We start from the raw sequence: 16,394 nt of genomic DNA, 5'->3' as shown, positions 1-16,394 counted from the left end.
AAATATATTTAGTATTAATGCAGCAATATATTGCAATGAAAATGATTATCATTATAATAAGCATTTAACTTATGCGCTGGAAATATTGATGCAACTGTCTCGCTTATACTCCGCTTTATTTCGCCTTAACCCATCAAATTTGTCTCATCCTCTGTTATTAAAATCCGTATGTTACTCTTGTTTGTCTACCTCAGCCATCATACTGGGTGCAAGCCAAGCAGCATTGGCACAAACGGATTTAATGGTCGACACCCAATCTGATACTCCAAGCGTGGTGCTTGATACGATTGTGGTGACCAGTAGTGCTGACGCGTCAGCGGATGGATTGCCAGATGCTTATGAAGGTGGTCAAGTTGCGACGGGAAGCCGTGTAGGAATTTTAGGCAATCAAGATATTATGGATACGCCATTTTCTACCACATCATATACCAACGAATACATTGCCAACCAACAAGCCCAAAGTGTTGGCGACCTGCTTAAAAAAGACCCCACTGTTCGCGTTGCAAGGGGCTTTGGCAACTTTCAAGAAGCTTACTTTATGCGCGGTTTCATCACCACATCAGATGATACGATGTTTAACGGTCTATACGGTATATTGCCTAGACAGTATATCGCCACCGAACTATTCGAGCGTGTTGAAGTTCAACGCGGCGCATCTGCTATGCTAAACGGTGCAGCACCCAGTGGCGGAAATGCTGGTGGTACGATTAACCTACTACCAAAGCGTGCTAGTAATGCTCCCCTACGCCAATTAACGCTTGGTTATGGTCAAGGTGACCAAGGTAAAATTGCCGTCGACGTGAGTGACCGTTTTGGCACTGAGGACGCTTTTGGCGTGCGCTTTAACGCCGCTTATCAAGATGGCGATAGTGCCATCGATGATGAATCTTCAACATTGGGATTGGCAGCGCTTGGGCTAGATTATAAGGGTGAGCAATACCGATTATCAGCAGATTTAGGCTGGCAGGACAACAAACTCAAAGAGACTCGCCCTAGTGTCAATCTTGGCGGTGTTTCTCGTGTACCAAAAGCGCCAGACGGCTCAAAAAATTGGGCGCAGCCTTGGACCTACTCAGATGAAAAAGATATCTTTGGTACCATCAGAGGTGAATATGATTTTAATGACAATCTCACCGCTTATGGTGCTTACGGCATACGACGTGGTGATGAAGACAATTCTTTATCAGACCTCACAGTAACTAATAATGATGGCAGTGGCACTACCTCTCGATTTGATAATATTCGAGAAGATAAAGTCCAAAGCGCTGAAATTGGTCTGCGTGGTAAATTGCAAACGGGTAAAATTGGTCATGATTGGGTGTTAGCAGCTGATATATACGATCAAGAAGAAAAAGGTGCTTATGCTTTTTATAGCGCACGCCCTACTAACTTATATAATCCCACTAAGTATCGGGATAATACCGGGTCGAATAAGGCAGGTTCTGGCGGCAACTTAGACAATCCAAAACTAACCAATGAAAAGCAACTCCAAAGCTTTGCGCTAGCAGACACCATATCGCTGTTCGATGACAAACTGAAAACCACCTTGGGTGTACGTCATCAGAATATAAAAACCACCAGCTATCATGCCAACACGCAGGCAGAAACGGCTCATTATGATAAGAGTGAGTGGACCCCAAGTATCGGTATTGTCTATCAACCAAACATGGATTGGTCGTTCTACGGTAACTATATCGAAAGCTTAGCGCCAGGAAAAACAGCCCCTCAGACAAATAACAATGCTCCTGTTACCAATGCTGGTCAAGCTTTGGACCCTTACGTGAGCGAACAAACTGAAATTGGCGTGAAGTATGACAACGGGCTTATTGGCAGTAGTTTGGCGATATATCGCACTGATGCCGCACGTGATTATATCGATGCTTCAAACACCTTTATATCTGCTGGTAAAAACCGTCACCAAGGCGTAGAACTGACCGTATTTGGTAGCCCTAGCGAAAATATGCGCCTAAATGCGGGCGTCAGTTATTTAAGTGCCAAACAAAAAGACACCGGTGATGCGGCGCTAGATGGTAATAAAGTCATCGGTCTGCCTACCTTACAAAGCAATGTCAATCTAGAATATGATGTTGCGGCACTCGAAGGACTAACCTTAACAGGTGATATCATTCATACAGGCCCTCGTTATGCCGATAATGCCAATACCTTAAAAGTTGACGGTTATACGACGTTAGATCTTGGTGCTCGCTATAAAACCGTGCTAGCCGGACAAGATGTTACCTTAAAAGGCATGGTAACCAATGTCACGGGCGAAGATTATTGGCAGTCAGTCGGTGGTTATACAGATGCTGGTTATTTAAATGCGGGCGAACCCACTGCGTTAAAAGTTTCAGCGACGTTTGACTTTTAAATTTTAACGCTAAGCTTCGCCAATGAAACGACTATACTGAATAAACTGTCGTTATAGAATCATTATCGGGTTTGAATAAAAGGGATTAGGCGCCACCTACTCCCTTTTGTGCTATCTAAAAATATGCAAAATTCATTTTATTATTGAGTCCTTATGTCCTCTCGCGCTACAGCCTCTCTATATCATATGATCTGGTCGCATTATCGCCTGCCTTTTCTCAAAGTTATCTTATTAAATTTAGTCAATGCGGCGGTCAGTGTGGGTATTATTGCTTATATTAATCACACTTTTATCAGTCAGCCTGTTTTTAATACCTTGTCATGGCAAAGTTTAGGTTATTTTTCAGCGTTAGTCGTTCTCCTATTAGTCACGACTTTTTTATCACAATATGCCCTAACCCGCTTGGGTCATAGATTTGTGTATGAGCTCAGAACCAAGCTGGTAAAACAAATTATCGATACCAACGTTCCGCAGATTGACAAGTTAGGGAACGCCCAACTACTCGCCAGCTTGTCTACCGATATCCAATCGATTACCGTCGCTTTTGTCCGTATGCCAGAGTTGGTTCAGGGGATTATTTTATCTAGCGGAGTCGCCTTATACTTGAGTTGGTTGTCATTGCCATTATTACTGATCATCATGGTTTGGATTGTAATGACGATTTGGATAAGTACCATTTTGGTGAAGCACGTTTATAAGCATTTAACAGAATTAAGGGAGATTAATGATCTTTTGTATCAAGATTATCAATCTATTATCGAAGGGCGAAAAGAGCTTGCACTTAATCAGCACCGCGCGCAAAAGCTGTATACCAATGATTTTTTAAGTCACGCCCAGTCTTATAAAGAGCGCGTTATTAAAGCAGATACCTTCCACTTATCAGCAGTGAATTGGTCGAACATTATGATGTTTGCAGCGATTGGTGTCGTCTTTGCGGTCTCAAACTATCTTAATATTCCCATGAGCGTTGCCACCACTTTTTCTTTAACCATTCTATTTATGCAATCGCCGCTGCTACAAGCCGTTGGCGCTTATCCAACTTTACAAACGGCGCAAGTCGCGTTAGATAAAATACAGACGTTGGCGCTTGCTGATTATCAACCAGCATTTTTAACCAATATAGCAGCAAATGACTGGCAGACCATCTCACTGAACAATGTGAGTTATCGCTATCAAGGTATAAACCACAATACACAAGAAACTGTGACTGAAAATAAGTCGCTTACTGATGACATTTTAAAAAATGTCAATCTCACCTTGAGGCGTGGCGAAGTGGTGTTTTTGATAGGCTCTAATGGTAGCGGTAAGTCTACCCTTGCAAAAATAATTACTGGTATTTTTACACCTACGACAGGCGCTGTAAAAGTAGACAAACAGGTGATTGATTCGGACAATAATAGCCATTATCGGCAGCTATTTTCTGCCATTTTTAGCGATCAACATCTTTTTAAACAATTAATCGGCAGTCAAGACAATGACCCTGATATGTCTTTAGTGACCGAGTGGCTGCATAAATTAAACCTGCAAGATAAAGTGACGGTAACTGACCATCGACTGTCTACCGACAAGCTGTCACAAGGACAACGCAAACGCTTGGCTATGCTGCTCGCTGTCGCCGAACAAAAAGACTTTCTGCTGCTCGATGAATGGGCCGCTGACCAAGACCCTGCTTTTCGCCGAGTATTTTATCAAGCGCTGATTCCTGAATTAAGAGCTATGGGCAAAACGCTGTTTATTATCAGTCATGACGACGGTTATTTTGAGCATGCTGACCGCTTGCTGATGATGAAAGAAGGAAAACTGACGGAGTTAAATGCAGAAGAACGCCAGCGTGCCAGTGCGGACGCCATTGCTATGCTAGAGTAACTGATGATAAGTCATATCACTAAAATATCTGATACCAAAGCATAACCATTGCCAGGTAACACCTATATCAAGCAGGAGAAATTTAAGCATATCGTTTATTTGAATAGCTTCTGTACAAAGTGCGCCCGAGAAATTACCAAAAAATCCAACAACGCAATAGCCATAATCACAATGATTGCTGCTGGGAATATAATAGCCACAACAAGCAATGGAATGGCAAACGGCCACCATATGGAAAAATCTTGTCCACGTGCTGGCGGATTTAGTCCAATGATTTCGTTGGCATTACGAGGACGACGTTGCCACCATATGACATAACCGCACACACAAATTGCAATCACTGATAAGCAAAACAGTCCATTGGCTAACACGCTCCATAATCCCAGCGTTCCCATGTGAATAGCCGCACCCGCTGCCATAAACTTGCCAAAAGCATTGTAATCCTCAAAGCGGATATCAGCCAATATTTTCCCCGAATAGCGGTCGATATGTACTGTACGGTCAGCGGTTGGACTTTTCATATCGTAGCTCATAGAATCTTGGCTAATCGTCCACACTCCTGTCGCGCCTTGTGGTAGATTCAGCTGATAACGCCCCTCAAAGCCAATCTCACGAGCAAACCTATCCACCGTATCAATCATAATGGGAATATTAGGCGCGATACCGTTCTCACCTTTGGTTGACCCTGACAGCGGCATCGGTGTCAGTTCTAGCACCCAAGGTACCTCCTTAGTGCTGCCCGTATTTAATACACGACCATGTGTTGCTGCAGGCGTTGATGCTGCTCCATGAACGTGCAGCGCGGCATTGGCGTTATCCATACCCGCATGATGCTGACCATGGTCAATCGAAAGTGGCATGGGCGCCACGCCCCATTTACCGGCCGGAAACTGACTCCAAGCTTGTATGATTCGCTCGCCCCAAATACCTGCCCAAGCCATGCCTGAAATGCAAAAAAATAACAAGACAATGGATATCCAAGTGCCTAAGGTGGCGTGAATAGTACGGAAAAATGAACGCTTTTTCTTTAGGTTACTATCATCCGGAATCAACATAGCTTTGACAGATTTGCGTTTTTGCCACCACAAGTACCAACCCGTTAAAATCATCAAAATAGTTAATGAAGCGGTGGCTTCTTGAATAAAGTCACCAACCTTCCCTAATAACAAATCGCTATGAATACTATCAAAAGTATTGTACAAGCCCGTATTAGTGGGCGTAGTTTTAACAATATCAGCGGTGTACGGATTCACCGCCACCATATTGTCATGCCCATCTGATATCACTTGAAACAAGGCCACCGTCTCGTTATCACGAGGTGCGATATATTTAATCAGCGTGCTATCTGGTAAGGTTTGAAGGGCGTTTTTTGCTTGATTGGCGATTGGTGCTTGAACCATAGACTGTAGAGGGGTAACGGTTAAACGATCACTATCTCGGCCTGTTGTATTGGACATAAGCAGCATGCCAAGTCCTGTAAACGCTAAAATAATCAAAAAAGGGGCAATAAACATGCCTGCATAAAAATGCCATCTCCATACTGTAAAATAGCGTTGATTGTTAGGGGGTTGACGTGTATCTCTACTCATAAATATGACCTTTAACCATCTTTAGCTGCTCAATTAACGTCATGAACGCATTGATAATAATAATATAAAATAGCTGATTGTTAGATTCGACCCAAAATACTTCCAAGCCAATAACGTGTTTTAAAGATGGCAGCATCATACAAGAAAACTCATCAAAACACTGCGATTTATAGGAAATAATTGGCCTTATATGAGGTGCTTTTTAACTTTTTATAATTTTAATCAGTAATGATTTTTCCTCACTTACACCTTATGTATTCTGTATAAGTGCTGACAATAAATACCTCCAATGCTTCTATAAAACTCTTATTGTAATTTTTTAATGATAACAATAATCATTAGTGTTATCATTATCTCCGTATTTATATACTTATCTTTTAATTTAAAACCGTCAACTACTTCTATCTGAAAGGAAATACGATGCCGTCTCTTTTACGTTGCGAATCTGCCCGAAAAAAACAATTAAAAATGGCAGTCAGGATTGGCTTATTAATGAGTATTAGCCATGCTGCATATGCTGAAGAAACGGCAAATCATATTGAAGATGTCCAAAACGAAGATGAGAATATTACTACTGTTAATCCGACACCAGCGACGACCTTAGATACTATTACTGTTTATGCCGATAGCTACCGTAGTACGGGCACCAAAACCGCATTAGATCCTAACGATGCTCCAATGAGCTATAGCAGAATCAATCAAGAACTATTACAAAAACGTCAAGCAGATAGCGTTAATGCAGCGTTGCGTTATGAGCCCGGCGTGAGTACTGAGAGCCGCGGTACGGTATCTATTTTTGATGAATACAATATTCGCGGTTTTAAGACTTATTCCAATTTTTATGATGGATTGCGCCTCCCCTATGACGGCGCTTGGAACCTGATGCCGCAAGTAGACATTTATGCGACTGAAGCGGTAGAAATCTTAAAAGGACCAGCATCCTCACTTTACGGCTACACGGCTCCAGGTGGCATGGTCAATCAGGTCGCCAAAACACCAAAAAGCACTCAAGCATCTGAAGTGCAGTTACGACTTGGCAATCAAAATCTCAAAGAAATGGCAGTCGATACGACAGGCCCTATTTCAGATACGCTCAATTATCGCTTGGTGGCATTAAAACGTAAAAAAGATGGACAGATGCATACCACAGAAGAAGAGCGCACTTTAATTAATCCGTCACTTGAATGGCGACCGACAGAAGATGTCTCCGTTCTTGCCAATCTTTTTTATCAAGACGATCCAGAGATGGTGCCTTCTACTCCGCTTCCTGCTGTTGGGACAGTCTACAATGCCAGCTATGGCAAGCTAGATAGTGATGCCTACGCAGGTGACGAGTGGAATCATTTTAGCAAAGAAGTAATAATGCCAAGTGTGACTGTCAACTGGGCTATCAATGACAAATTAACCTTTAAGCATATCCTACGCTATACCGATGCCGAAGCAGAGCAACGTAATATCTATAATAGAGGGTTCATTGATGGTAGTGATAAGGTTTTGAAGCGTAGCGCCTACACCACTGATGAGGCGATGACCAACTGGACCACCGACAACCAGTTAGCTTATCAATTCGATACGGCTAATACTTCACATAACTTACTATTCGGTATTGAATATCAAGAAACTGATAGCACAGCGACTTATCGAGATACGCTCGCCAGCGAAGATTTACCTATTGATCTATCTAAACCTAGATTTACTCAAGTTAGTACTGACATGCTACCATTGGATACCTATTATCAGAAAGATGATATTGAACAAAGCCAGCTGGGGTTTTATATACAAGATGAGATGCAGTGGCAAGATTTGACAGTGGTGGCAGGCTTACGTCACGACAACTTTGACAGCACTACCGAGCAAACCGAAGCCTCTAAAGGTGCTGTTTATAGTAACAAAACGATTGATAACAGCGCATCAAAAACCAGTGGTCGCCTTGCTGCCATTTATGACTTTGATAATGGCTTCTCTCCTTATGCCAGCTATTCACAGTCGTTTCAGCCTGTTGTCGGTAGCAACTTCGTTACTAATAAGGCATTTGAGCCAACCACCGCTGACCAGTTAGAAGCTGGTATCAAATATCTGTCCCCAGATCGCGCCACACAAGGAACGTTGGCGGTGTTTGATATCACGCAAAAGAACGTCGTAGTAACAAACCCCGCTAATTCTCAACAGAAAGTTCAAACGGGTGAAATTACCTCTAAAGGCTTCGAGGTTTCAGGTAGCCACATGCTAAGTGATTGGGTAGATATTGCTGCAAGCTACAGCTATACCGATGCTGAGATTACCGAAGATGAATTCAACCCTGACGTGGTCGGCAATACGCCAGCACAAACCGCTAAACATAAAGCGACACTGTGGGCAGACTATTACGCCACAGATAAATTGACCCTCAATGCAGGCGTTCGCTATGAAGACGGCATGCAACTTGATAAGCAAAATTCAGACGAGCTGCCGAGTGTGACATTGGTAGATATTGGTGGCAGCTATCAAATCAATCCGATGCTCGCTGTCGGCGCTAGTATCAATAATTTGTTTGATAAAACCTATGTCGGTACTTGCTACGATAGTAATAACTGCTGGATGGGACCCGAGCGCCAGATGTCCGTCAGTCTAAAGGCCAACTTTTAAACAATATAGAGCTTATCATTACTAGAGAATGTCAATTTTATATACTGGCGTTATCTAAACTTATAACTTAAAAAATGAAACACTTAAATTAAGAAAGGCATTAAAATGGCAAAACCCGCTCCAAGAACATTGAATGTTGTTCGTACCAAATACATCACGCCACATATGTGCCGCGTCACGCTTGGCGGTGCTGGCTTGATTGACTTTCCAACAGATCAAGAAAGCGCTTATATCAAACTCATATTTCCTCAAGGCCATGGGACTCGACCACTAATGCGCACCTATACCATCAGTGGTCAACGTGAGGGTGAAATAGATATTGATTTTGCCTTGCACGACGCTGAAGGGCCTGCTTCAATGTGGGCACGTAACGCCCAAGTGGGTGAGCAAATATTGGTAGGCGGACCAGGACCAAAGAAGCTGATTAATAATGAGGCAGATTGGTTTTTATTGGTTGGTGATATGACAGCGCTACCAGCCATTACCGTCAATCTTGCCCAACTACCTGCTGATGCCTGCGGCTATGCAGTCCTTGAGGTCACCAGTGAAGCGGATAAGCAACTACTCAAAAAACCAGACAACGTTGACATTCACTGGGTGATCAACTCACATCCAAATACCGAAAGCAGCCCATTACTGGAAAGGGTTAAAACGCTTACGTGGCTAGCAGGCCAGCCTGCTGTTTGGGCTGCTTGTGAATTCCATAGTATGCGTGTACTGCGCCATCACTTTAAAACATATTTTTCAATACCAAAAACGCATTTATACATATCCAGCTATTGGAAAGTCGATAGCACAGAAGACCAGCATAAAGTTGAGAAGCAGAAAGATGCAAAAAATCTAGCATAATATGCTATTTATACTCAAAAATTGAAGGTTGTACTAACAACAATTTGTGAGCTATGAGTATTAAGTTTCTGACGTGGTCATCAACTCATTCGCAGGCCAGATTATAATATCCTAGACGACGATTACTTTATTAACACGGGAATATAAATATAAATTTAGCCTCTAAATATTATTAGCAACTCAATTTTAATACTGGTGCAAAAGATTGCCAAAGGTATACATAATATAGTCTTCACAACCTTTTTTGTATTCTGTGCTTTACTCAGGTGAGGTTGTCAAAATTGAGGTCTGAACTAACGACCCTTGAATGGATAGATTGGTTTAAAAAACTTGTTTTCATAGTACAATTGGTTATGTGTTACCTTTTGAATTTGAGAAGCGGTATTATGATAATTTAACCCTGTCGGGCATTGCTGCATGATTTAAATAAACAGTCTCGTATATAGTCGGGGCGGTTCAATAGCGACTATTGCCTGCCGCAAAGTCTGGGCGCAAGAACTACAGGCGCAGTATGGTGTCAGTATTGCGGTTAGTTGTCAGGTCGTCTGTATCAGTAGAACGGCTTACTACTATAAACCTAAGCTACCTGATGACCATGAAATTATTGATGTCTTAAATGAGCTAACCGACAAGCACAACCGTTGGGGTTTTCCAAAGTGTTTTAAGCGCATACGTAAGCTTGGCTATTCATGGAATCACAAGCGGGTTCATCGTGTCTATACAGATTTGAACCTAAACCTAGGCCGTAAGACAAGAAGACGTCTACCAGCACGCAATCCACAGCCATTAAGTGTACCAAATGCATTAGGTCATACGTGGTCAATGGATTTTATGAGTGACAAGCTGCATAACAATATTCGCTTTCGCACTTTTAATGTGATTGATGACTACAACCGTGAGGTATTAGGCATTGATATTGGTACCAGCATCCCATCCTTGAGAGTGATTCGGTATCTCGAACAGTTGGCCCAGTGGCACGGTTATCCTAAGCAAATCCGTGTAGATAATGGCAGTAAGTTCACATCCAGTGTGTGTGCTGATTGGGCAGCGGCTCTAATATCTTTATAGACTACGTCGAGCCTGGCTGTCCTTATCAGAATGCTTATATTGAACGGTTTGATCGCAGTTATCGTAACGAGGTTTTAGATTGCTACCTTTTTAATAATTTGAATGAGGTCAGTCAACTGACTGAGGATTGGATCAAGGTATATAACACTGAAAGACCACATGATTCACTTAATGATATGACACCTGCTGAGTATAGACAGGTGGCTTAATTATTCTATGATAGTGTTGTGTTAAAAATGGGGTATTTACAATAGCATTTGCCAAAGATCATGGCCACGAAATTGCTGCTTTCTATGGTGCAAATGAATCAGGGGCTATCTTGGTGCGACCTAAGCTTGCTTATGCAGCTGATTGAAGATGCTGATAAGGGCGATGTTAACTTAGTTGAGCAGATTAATCGCTGGTCAAAGACTGGCTTATGGGAGGATGCTTTTTTAGCTTTTGAGCAGAAATTGATACGGAATGGGTATTCATAGACGGAAGCTATGTTCGCTGTCATCAGCATGCAAGTGGAGCTAGGCTTGGTGAAGATCGAGCAATTGGACAAGGCTATGACTCAGAGGCTATCAGAGACAAAGCTCGAAGCCACAATATGATACTCGTCGTTCCTAAAAGAAAGAATGCCAAACAGCCTAATCCAGAGTTTGATAGCTATTTGTACAAGTTACGCCACTTAGTAGAGAATATGTTCGCTAGACTTAAGCATTTCCGCAGCATAGCTACTCGCTATGAGAAGTTGGCTCGTAACTTTAAGTCAATGCTTTATTTGGCTTGCACTATCATTCATTGCAAGGTGAATTGAGGACACGCCCTAGTAGGGTGTTAAAAAGTAAGCTAAAAATAATGTAAATAAGAGCTATTTTCGAATGAGATCATAAGATATAGTCACCAAACCCTCTAGAATAGCCTGTACTAGTGTTGAAATAAACCAAGTGTTACAGTAAGGCATTGATAACAAGTATGCAAAGGAAACCAAAATGAAACTCGCAGAAGCCCTACTTATTCGTAGCGATATGCAAAAAAAACTTGCTCAAATTAAAGGACGTATTCGTAGTAATGCTAAAGTTCAAGAAGGCGATACGCCAAATGAAGATCCAAGTCAGCTAATGATTGAGGCCAGTCAAGTCATTACTGAGTTATCTGCTTTGATTGAGCGTATTCACCGTACCAATGCAGTTGCTAAGACGGATAAAGATCAATCAATGCTGACGCTATTGGTTGAACGCGAGGCGTTGGAGATGCGCCACAAACTATTAATTGAAGCAATTGAAGCGACCGACACTGAGGCAGATCGTTATAGTCATCGTGAAATTAAATGGAATATTATGGTCTCAGTAGCTGGCCTACAAAAGCAAGCCGATGACCTGGCGATGAAACTACGCAAAATTAATATTGTCATTCAAGCCAATAACTGGCAAATTAACCTTGTTGAATAAGATTTGTAGACTACTAAATTTATAATTCTCTATTCTTATAGTCATAAATGAATAGAACCACCTATTGGAACCGATTGGGCGAGTGTCAGACCCCTTACCTACACAACAGGGGGTTGAAAACATACTGTAGTGTTTGTCATGCGTTGCGGGTAGACGCTTTTTTTACTACTTATGCCCCGAACACGTCACAGCTCACAAGGTACTACTTAGACCTTACTACCAGATACTGACAGTCGGTTTCAACTTTACGTTTAATGCCTCTTGATACGCCGATTATCAAGAGCGTCATCTACGAGTACTACGCATTTACCCAACTCAATATTCCCTGTTAAACTTATCTGATCCACGATTGACCTTTACTGTCAAATCCGTAGATATTAACTTGCGTGATTATCCTTTTTGATACACCACCCAATATCCTAGTGAGCTTGCCATAGAGGTTAGAAAGTGCCTAATCTACTCAAAATGTAGGCTGTGAGTTCATCGCCGTTATTATAATAAATCAAATTATTGACACCACTAGCATACGAGACCATCCCAGATTCTGTGTAACTGCCATTTAGATTAAATGCTTACTGATACGGTCATCAAACATAATCATAATGCGATTAAGAGCAAACGTCCAGTTACGGATCGGCATCGACCATTTTTTGGATGCCTGCTGGGTTGCTAGATAGACTACCTTGAATGCCGCCTGACCAGACGGGAACACCTTACGCTTATTCACTGCCGTACGAATCACGCTGTTTAGCGACTCAATAGCGTTGGTGGTATAAATCGCTTTTCTGATGTCTTTAGGGTAGTTAAAGAAAACCGTTAAGCTCTCCCAATTACTGCGCCAAGACTTGACCACATGCGGATACTTATCACCCCACTCTTCATCGAAATGCTCGAAATTGGCCTCTGCTATCTCGATGGTGTCCGCACCGTAGATGGCCGTTAAATCAGCCGCTATTGCCTTTTTATCCGTCCACGGTACGGCGGCACAAACTTCATCGAATAGCGAGGCCCACCACATATTAAATCAGGCTTGTCCGCAGCGATGCGGCAAGCCTTTTTTTATGGGGTTTTTAGAACTTTCAGAACATATAGGTAGATGGCGGACCATATAGAAATAGGGGATGTTGTCAATACTGCGGTTTTAATGGTAGTTTTTATTTATAGACAGTAGGTATCCTTACTCTATAATAAAATGAAAGCCAATGCTAATTCTGATTGAATAAGGGGATTTATGAAAATATTGCCGACATCATCCCTAAATGCATTGCTGACAAAAGCAGTAAAGATAGTAGAAACTACTGCGCTTAAACGTACCAATCAGCGCCATGTGCTGCATTATTTCTTAAAGGGATTGGGTAACCTACCAACGCCATTAATTGAGCAAATCAATCATTACCTAAAGGCTTCTACCGCTGAGCAGTACCCTCATGCTGATGCACATATGAGACTTATTATCGGTTTGAACCACAAGCTCAAGCCGCCTACACAAACCACGTAATTAATACAGTTACGGAAAAAATTTGCAACCGAGATGGTCGCAATTCAATCTCCAAGCGTATGGCAGCAAATAAATACTGATAACAACGCTAAAAATAAAAACCATAACAATAAAGAAAACGGCAGTGCGGTGAGCTGGCAAGATAAGGTTATTGCCAACGCTGATGGTGCTGATATGGTTATTCGCTGTTATCAAGCAGAGTCTAGCACCATTCAAAGCCCTGAACGAAATGGCGATAACCCTGAAAAAAACTGTGATAATGTGGTGATGCTGTTTTTTCATGGGGGCGGATTCTGTGTCGGTGATGTCAATACAGATCATGGATTTTGCCATGTCGTTTGTGCACAAACCAGCTGCGCAGTTGTCAGCGTTGACTACCGTCTAGCACCGGAATACCCTGCTCCCACCGCTATTAAAGACTGTCTTGAGACTTATACTTGGTTAACTAAGCATGCTCATACCCTTGGCGCATCGTCATCCCGCATTGTGTTAACGGGTGATAGCTCAGGCGGTGGTCTTGCGGCAGTGGTCGCGCAACAAGTGAGCAACGCCACTGTTGCACCATCCGCTGATAAACAGCAATATATGAATGCGCTTGATCACTTCACAATTGATATTTTTCAGCAATTGCAACATTTACCGCGCCCACTCGCACAACTATTGTTATATCCGATCACAGATATCGGAACCGACTATCCAAGCTGGAAGTTGTATGGTCAAGGCTTAATGTTAACTTATAATGATGTTGAAGTGTTTCATGCGGCTTATTTACAAAATTGCGCCTTAACACAACCGCACGCACTTCTCTCGCCCATGGATGGTGATAACACAAAAATGTGTCCAAGCTATATCGTGGCTGCTGAATTGGATATTTTACATGACGAAGCACTGGTTTATGCCGCGCAGCTACAGGATTATGGTATCAACGTGCAGACTCACACCGTCCTTGGCGCACCCCATGGTTTTACGCATTTAATGAGTGTGCATCAAGGTCTTGGACACAAAACGAATCATGTTATCAGTGAGTTTGCCATTTTTGTAGAGCAGATAATTGGCACAGAAACCAATACCATGAGGTTGGCATAAAACTAATACGAAATAATAAAAAGCTGCCTAAGAAACTAAAAAGCCCTCTACGTTATATAAAATAGCGAAGAGGGCTTTTACAATTTTAATGAATGAATTATTGATAACTATAAAAAAACGCCGTTATGCTTGCTGATCTAACAGCTTTTTTTATGTTAAATTAATTCAGCGGCAACTGGTCAACCGTATTTATCAAATTCTGGCTAACGACCAATCAAGGTTACCTTGGTTAGTCTAAAGCCAGCCAGCCAGCTATCTATCATTTATCTATATACTTTCTAAAAACTAGAAAGAAGTACGGCGATAATTGCGATATTCAGGCAGCCAGAAATTCGCTTTTAAGCGGCGCTGTAGGTTCTCCGCCGTGATAGGTAGTGCCAGCTTATCTTGAACCGCCTGCAGTGCCACTTCATAAGCTATTTTTTCACTGATCTCTTTAATAACTTTAATAGGCGGTAATATGGCACCGGGCGCTTTTTCGTACTCCATTGATATATCTGCAAGCGCTTGGCTTGCTGCCATTAGCATATTATCGCTGATACCTGTCGCTCGCGCTGCTAGAACACCGAGACCGATACCAGGAAATATATAGCTGTTATTACATTGAGAGACCTCAAAAGACTGACCGTTAAAAGTGGTATTAGCAAAAGGGCTACCCGTTGCGATAATGGCGCGACCACGGCTCCAATTCATGACTTCTTGCGGGGTAGCTTCCACACGAGACGTCGGGTTTGAAAGCGGTAGTACAATTGGGTTTTCAGTATTAGCACATAAGGATTCGATTACTTCTTGAGTAAACAGACCTTTTTGTCCGCTAACACCAAATAATACCGTTATTTTTGCTTGTTTAACCACTTGCGCTAAACCGAGCTTCTGACTTTTATCCCAATGTTCAATAGCCGATTGTTTTTGCACAAGTGGTTCTTGGAATTTTTGTAGTTCTGTCATGTTATCAGTGAGCAAGCCATAACGGTCAACCATAAATACTTGGCTGCGCGCCTGCTCCTCCGTTAAGCCTTCGCGCTGCATTTGGCGAATGATATGCTCAGCAATACCGCAACCTGCCGATCCTGCACCTAAAAATGCTATTTTTTGCTGACTTAGTTTCTGACCCTTGTTTAGGCACGCTGCAATCAAGGCACCGACCGAAACCGCAGCAGTCCCTTGAATATCATCATTGAAACAGCATAACTGGTCACGATATCTGTTTAATAACGGGGTGGCGTTTCCCTGTGCAAAATCTTCAAATTGTAATAACACCTCTGGCCAACGACGCTTAACGGCTTGAATAAATAAATCGACAAATTCATTATATTCATCGCCAGAGATGCGTGGATTCCTCCAACCCATGTACATAGGATCGTCAAGTAGCTGTTGGTTATTGGTACCAACATCTAGCAAAATAGGCAAACAATAAGCCGGGCTGATGCCACCACAAGCCGTGTACAAAGCCAATTTACCAATGGGAATGCCCATACCGCCAATACCTTGATCTCCTAGACCCAATATACGTTCGCCGTCAGTAACAACGATCACTTTGACATTTTGTTTGGTGGCATTTTGCAGCATATCATCAATTTTATGGCGCTCAGGATATGAGATAAACAAACCACGTTTACGGCGATAAATTTGCGAGAATTTTTCACACGCTTGACCAACCGTTGGGGTATAGATGAGCGGCATGACTTCCTCTATATGCTGCTCAATCAAATGATGAAATAGGGTTTCATTGGTATCTTGTATGTTGCGCAAGTAAATGTGCTTATCCATGTCACTAGTAAAGGAGCGCAGTTGATGATAAGCCCGCAGAGACTGCTCCTCAATCGTCTCAATGTTGTGAGGTAATAGCCCTGTTAAATTAAAGCTATCACGTTCTTCTGATGAAAAAGCACTGCCTTTATTCAGTAAAGCGGTTTCTAATAGAGCGGGTCCGGCAATGGGAATATATAAGGGACGCTTGTTTGACATAATAAAATCTTCTTATTGACGTATGAGTGAAAACGATGCTA

The 16,394-nt window shown here is 42.3% G+C and carries 12 protein-coding genes and 2 pseudogenes; 10 read left to right on the top strand and 4 right to left on the bottom strand.

Annotation, left to right across the window (positions count from 1 at the left end; genetic code table 11):
• The first annotated feature begins 181 nt into the window (after window positions 1–181).
• Both ACP7AA_RS03510 and ACP7AA_RS03505 read left to right on the top strand, forming a co-directional pair.
• Window positions 182–2,368, top strand: a complete 2,187-nt coding sequence (locus tag ACP7AA_RS03510) for a TonB-dependent receptor (RefSeq protein WP_426222678.1) — start codon at window positions 182–184, stop codon at window positions 2,366–2,368.
• Between the two features lie 153 nt (window positions 2,369–2,521).
• Window positions 2,522–4,234 carry a multidrug ABC transporter permease/ATP-binding protein gene (locus ACP7AA_RS03505; RefSeq protein ID WP_426222677.1) on the top strand — a complete coding sequence of 571 codons (1,713 nt, stop codon included), beginning with the start codon at window positions 2,522–2,524 and terminating at the stop codon, window positions 4,232–4,234.
• Window positions 4,235–4,329: 95 nt separating this feature from the next.
• Here the strand turns inward: ACP7AA_RS03505 and ACP7AA_RS03500 are convergent, their stop codons facing one another.
• Complete coding sequence (locus ACP7AA_RS03500; protein ID WP_426222676.1) at window positions 4,330–5,823, bottom strand: PepSY-associated TM helix domain-containing protein; 1,494 nt, start codon at window positions 5,821–5,823, stop codon at window positions 4,330–4,332.
• On the bottom strand, window positions 5,816–5,962 hold the full coding sequence (locus ACP7AA_RS03495; RefSeq protein WP_426222675.1) for a hypothetical protein: 147 nt from the start codon (window positions 5,960–5,962) through the stop codon (window positions 5,816–5,818). The genes ACP7AA_RS03500 and ACP7AA_RS03495 overlap by 8 nt, the downstream gene beginning before the upstream one ends.
• Window positions 5,963–6,243: 281 nt before the next feature.
• On the opposite strand from ACP7AA_RS03495, the gene ACP7AA_RS03490 reads away from it, so the two are divergent.
• From ACP7AA_RS03490 to ACP7AA_RS03465, 6 genes and pseudogenes are all read left to right on the top strand, one after another.
• The gene (locus ACP7AA_RS03490) at window positions 6,244–8,448 is read left to right on the top strand and encodes a TonB-dependent siderophore receptor (protein ID WP_426222674.1); all 2,205 of its coding nucleotides are present in this window, start codon (window positions 6,244–6,246) and stop codon (window positions 8,446–8,448) included.
• A 105-nt stretch (window positions 8,449–8,553) separates the two neighbouring features.
• A complete protein-coding gene (locus ACP7AA_RS03485) occupies window positions 8,554–9,297 on the top strand; it encodes a siderophore-interacting protein (RefSeq protein ID WP_426222673.1) in 744 nt (247 codons plus the stop codon).
• A gap of 726 nt (window positions 9,298–10,023) precedes the next feature.
• Window positions 10,024–10,365: a DDE-type integrase/transposase/recombinase gene (locus ACP7AA_RS03480; protein WP_426222672.1), complete on the top strand. Its 342-nt coding sequence runs from the start codon at window positions 10,024–10,026 to the stop codon at window positions 10,363–10,365.
• Window positions 10,338–10,574: an integrase core domain-containing protein gene (locus ACP7AA_RS03475; protein WP_426222671.1), complete on the top strand. Its 237-nt coding sequence runs from the start codon at window positions 10,338–10,340 to the stop codon at window positions 10,572–10,574. The genes ACP7AA_RS03480 and ACP7AA_RS03475 overlap by 28 nt, the downstream gene beginning before the upstream one ends.
• Before the next feature lie 180 nt (window positions 10,575–10,754).
• Window positions 10,755–11,167 (top strand): annotated as a pseudogene (locus ACP7AA_RS03470) (transposase); the annotation flags it as partial.
• A 175-nt stretch (window positions 11,168–11,342) separates the two neighbouring features.
• Window positions 11,343–11,801 (top strand): DIP1984 family protein, encoded by a 459-nt coding sequence (locus ACP7AA_RS03465; RefSeq protein ID WP_102090564.1) that lies wholly within the window; start codon window positions 11,343–11,345, stop codon window positions 11,799–11,801.
• Between the two features lie 559 nt (window positions 11,802–12,360).
• On the opposite strand, the pseudogene ACP7AA_RS03460 reads toward ACP7AA_RS03465, so the two are convergent.
• Window positions 12,361–12,780 (bottom strand): annotated as a pseudogene (locus ACP7AA_RS03460) (transposase); the annotation flags it as partial.
• Window positions 12,781–13,032: 252 nt separating this feature from the next.
• On the opposite strand from ACP7AA_RS03460, the gene ACP7AA_RS03455 reads away from it, so the two are divergent.
• Both ACP7AA_RS03455 and ACP7AA_RS03450 read left to right on the top strand, forming a co-directional pair.
• On the top strand, window positions 13,033–13,299 hold the full coding sequence (locus ACP7AA_RS03455; RefSeq protein WP_426222670.1) for a hypothetical protein: 267 nt from the start codon (window positions 13,033–13,035) through the stop codon (window positions 13,297–13,299).
• 33 nt (window positions 13,300–13,332) lie between these two features.
• A complete protein-coding gene (locus ACP7AA_RS03450; RefSeq protein ID WP_426222669.1) occupies window positions 13,333–14,385 on the top strand; it encodes an alpha/beta hydrolase in 1,053 nt (350 codons plus the stop codon).
• A 285-nt stretch (window positions 14,386–14,670) separates the two neighbouring features.
• Here the strand turns inward: ACP7AA_RS03450 and ACP7AA_RS03445 are convergent, their stop codons facing one another.
• Window positions 14,671–16,353, bottom strand: coding sequence for an NAD-dependent malic enzyme (locus ACP7AA_RS03445; protein WP_413500942.1), 1,683 nt, complete (start codon window positions 16,351–16,353; stop codon window positions 14,671–14,673).
• Window positions 16,354–16,394 lie beyond the last annotated feature (41 nt).

Origin of the sequence: Psychrobacter sp. DWR1-2-3 (assembly GCF_049896465.1) — a bacterium.
Taxonomy (GTDB): Bacteria; Pseudomonadota; Gammaproteobacteria; order Pseudomonadales; family Moraxellaceae; genus Psychrobacter; species Psychrobacter maritimus.
The sequence above is the reverse complement of the archived record's forward strand: the minus strand, read 5'-3'. Positions and strand labels throughout refer to the sequence as shown.

Coding starts and splice junctions, on each gene's coding strand:
- ACP7AA_RS03495 (WP_426222675.1), bottom strand. CDS start 5,962: ATGATGCTGCCATCTTTAAAACACGTTATTGGCTTGGAAGTATTTTGG.
- ACP7AA_RS03490 (WP_426222674.1), top strand. CDS start 6,244: ATGCCGTCTCTTTTACGTTGCGAATCTGCCCGAAAAAAACAATTAAAA.
- ACP7AA_RS03485 (WP_426222673.1), top strand. CDS start 8,554: ATGGCAAAACCCGCTCCAAGAACATTGAATGTTGTTCGTACCAAATAC.
- ACP7AA_RS03450 (WP_426222669.1), top strand. CDS start 13,333: ATGGTCGCAATTCAATCTCCAAGCGTATGGCAGCAAATAAATACTGAT.
- ACP7AA_RS03455 (WP_426222670.1), top strand. CDS start 13,033: ATGAAAATATTGCCGACATCATCCCTAAATGCATTGCTGACAAAAGCA.
- ACP7AA_RS03445 (WP_413500942.1), bottom strand. CDS start 16,353: ATGTCAAACAAGCGTCCCTTATATATTCCCATTGCCGGACCCGCTCTA.
- ACP7AA_RS03465 (WP_102090564.1), top strand. CDS start 11,343: ATGAAACTCGCAGAAGCCCTACTTATTCGTAGCGATATGCAAAAAAAA.
- ACP7AA_RS03500 (WP_426222676.1), bottom strand. CDS start 5,823: ATGAGTAGAGATACACGTCAACCCCCTAACAATCAACGCTATTTTACA.
- ACP7AA_RS03505 (WP_426222677.1), top strand. CDS start 2,522: ATGTCCTCTCGCGCTACAGCCTCTCTATATCATATGATCTGGTCGCAT.